2 protein-coding genes and 1 pseudogene are annotated in these 2865 nt (G+C 47.7%); 2 read left to right on the top strand and 1 reads right to left on the bottom strand.

Annotation, left to right across the window (positions count from 1 at the left end; translation table 11 throughout):
- Positions 1-182: 182 nt before the first annotated feature.
- A pseudogene (locus DSM107010_RS33170) lies at positions 183-1031 on the bottom strand (IS1 family transposase).
- On the opposite strand from DSM107010_RS33170, the gene DSM107010_RS33165 reads away from it, so the two are divergent.
- Together DSM107010_RS33165 and DSM107010_RS33160 are read left to right on the top strand one after the other, a co-directional pair.
- The gene (locus DSM107010_RS33165) at positions 1004-1666 is read left to right on the top strand and encodes a DNA-binding protein (protein WP_127025017.1); all 663 of its coding nucleotides are present in this window, start codon (positions 1004-1006) and stop codon (positions 1664-1666) included. The pseudogene DSM107010_RS33170 and the gene DSM107010_RS33165 overlap by 28 nt on opposite strands.
- Positions 1623-2865 (top strand): Mu transposase C-terminal domain-containing protein (locus DSM107010_RS33160; RefSeq protein ID WP_199755932.1); only part of this gene is annotated, 1243 nt, incomplete at its 3' end. The genes DSM107010_RS33165 and DSM107010_RS33160, both read left to right, overlap by 44 nt.

Genomic DNA, 2865 nt, shown 5'->3' with positions numbered 1-2865 from the left:
GGCGAGCGTCTTTGAGTTTCATGTTTACAAAGGACGTAGCTACATCTCTTATGTTAACTAATTCACGCTCCGGTTAGTAACTATTACTTACGTTTGTTTGATTAAGCTGAGAACCAGAAACAGAGTGGCGATCGCGTTTTAGGATGACAAATACAAGTCATCTTGACTTTCACGGTCGTGCCTCAGCAAAGTGTGGAATAAACAGCGATATCTTGCCAAGTCCAAGGTTCTGACGCTAGGTCTGCACGCCCACGCTGCCGTAGTTCCGCGCACGGGAATGTACCCAAATCCAGTTAAAGTAGCTGATGACCAAGCGCAAAGTGATCTTTGTCTGCTCCCACAACGCGCGCAAATTTGTTTTGTCGTCGGTGCCATCGTCCTGTCTGCTGTCGTAGGGTACTATTGGTGCGCTCCAAGCGTTGTGTCAAGACTTTGCTGATGTAGTGGTCAACGTCTGAAGATAAAACTCGCCCATATCCTGACCAACCATCCGTACCCCATTCTTTGCACTCAGTCTTGCCCTCAGTACTAGCTACTAACTCAATCACCAAAGAGTCGGTGTGCTTGCCTACACGACCGCATAGAATCAAGCCGCTCAACTGTGCCAAACTCAATCCTATCCAGCAATCTCCGGCTTCGAGTTCATCAGGTAAGCAGTGCCGTTGTTTTTTTCCACAAACGACCACATTTCATCCGCCGCAATGGCATCCGTATCAACATCTTGTACTTCGGCATTGTGAACCAATTGGGCTTTTTGACGCTTAGGCTCGAATCAAACTTACTCCTGTGTTGTAGGACAGTCCACTCACCCGACTAATACCACGTAAGCTGGTTCCTCAAGAGTGCGACTGCAAGACAATTCGCACTTCCTCCTCACTTACTTGCCGACAATAGTAAATTGTGTCAAAGGTGTCGCTAAACGTTTGCTTACAGTTAAGGCAACGATAGCGTTGGCTACCCTTGCTGGTTTTGCCGTGTTTATAGGTCTTATCATGACTACATAGTGGACAAGGCATGGCTTCTTGGAACAGGAGTTATTTTCTTCACCTGTATAATATCAATTCCACGCTTTCCTGACGCACGACCACTTTCACTCACGTTAGCTCGCGTTCAACTCCAGATGAAGTTGTGGTATTCTCCCTCCGAATTAGCTGGTTTGCCAGGGATGCCTGTGGCGCGATCCAACGTAACGAGAAAGGCTCGCTCTGGAGGTTGGCAGTCCCGCGCTCGTCACGCTCGCGGTGGCGGTCGAGAGTATGCTTGCTCTAGCCTACCAGAAGATACGCAAGCAGCTTTGCTTCAAATCGATTCTACAGCTAAGGATTGGGAGAGTAAGTATAACCCTGCTCCATTCGATCGCAAAGGGGATGAGCGAGAATCGCAGCCTCAACAATTAGCTGCCATCGAGAGAATTCAGAATTGTGTGCTTGAAGGGCGATCGCCAACGACTACTAGTAAAACTCTGAAAACTACTGTTTCGAGCAACTCGATCGCGCAACGCGCTGATGCGTGGTTGGAGATTTTGAGAACTTTTGAAACTTGGAGCGAGTCACAAAATTTTGCCACTGCTGTGGAGCGCGATCTAGAGTTCGTTCGCGCCTACAACTTGAAGCAACTGTCAATTGTCAATTCCAACTTGGGTTCGCAATTGTATTCCTACGATTAGCCGTTCTACATTGCGGGTAAAAGAGCGCTGCCGCCGAACGGCAAAGCAATTGAAAGCACTTGGGGGTAACTACGGCAACCGCAAAGGAAAAGGCAAAATCGATGCCAATCCAGCCCTGCAACAAGCAATTGAAACTTGTCTAGCAGCAGGAGGAAAACATTGGGGAGCGAGCCAAATTTATCACATCCTGCTGCTAGAGTTTGGCTATAAACCAGAGGATTTTTCTTTGGGACAATTACGCGCTTGGATACACAAGTTTCGCATCGGAAATCCTCAAAAGTGGGCGATGTACATGGATGCCAGCCGCGCTAAAAGCACAACTCCAGCTTTTGGCTCTCGTTCTCAATCAGTTGTGCGCCCGAATCAAGTTTGGGAAATGGATAGCTTTTGGAACGATATCGTTCTCAAATACAAATGTCCACTAACTGAAACTGTAACAGCCAAACGTTACTCCCTGATTGGCTGCATTGACCTGTTGACGCGGCGGGCATTGTTGTTGCTGTCAGATACCAGCAAGGCAGAAGCTATTTGCCAGTTGTTGGCAACAGCAATGACTAAATGGGGCGTACCAGAAGAAGTCCGCACCGATCGCGGCAAAGAATATCTCAGCCGTCGAGTCAAACGGTTTTTGGAAAACTTAGGTGTGAAAACCAGTCGCTGCTTGCCCAAGCATCCAGAACAGAAAGCCTTTATCGAGCGATTCATTCATACATTTCAACACCGCGATTTACCAAAACTACCTGGATTTGTCGGACATAGCGTGAGTGACCGACAAGCATTGAGAAGCCATCCGGATTGGAATGAAAGAGCGATCGAGATCTTCATGTCACCAGAAGAGTTTCAAACTTGGGCAGAAGCATGGATTGTAGCTTACGAGCAACGAGCGCATGGACGAGCGGGGATTGGTCTAGAAGGTAAATCACCTCTAGAAGTACTAATCGATGCGATCGCCCAAGGATGGCAAAAACAGCAGATTCGTAATCCGCGTGAATTGGATTTTCTGATGATGGCAGCACCAAGCAAAGACGGAATGCGTCGAGTTGGTCGTCAGGGAATTTCGCTTAACGGACGACTTTACGTTGCTGGTGAACTAGGAGACTGGATTGGCAGACGAGTTTACGTTTGCTTTTCACCCCAAGCTCCAATTCGGATCTACGTATATACATCGGCAGATCTTCAAGAATACATTTGTGAAGCAG

Source organism: Chroococcidiopsis cubana SAG 39.79 (genome assembly GCF_003991895.1).
Taxonomy (GTDB): domain Bacteria; phylum Cyanobacteriota; class Cyanobacteriia; order Cyanobacteriales; family Chroococcidiopsidaceae; genus Chroococcidiopsis; species Chroococcidiopsis thermalis.
The sequence above is the reverse complement of the archived record's forward strand: the minus strand, read 5'-3'. Positions and strand labels throughout refer to the sequence as shown.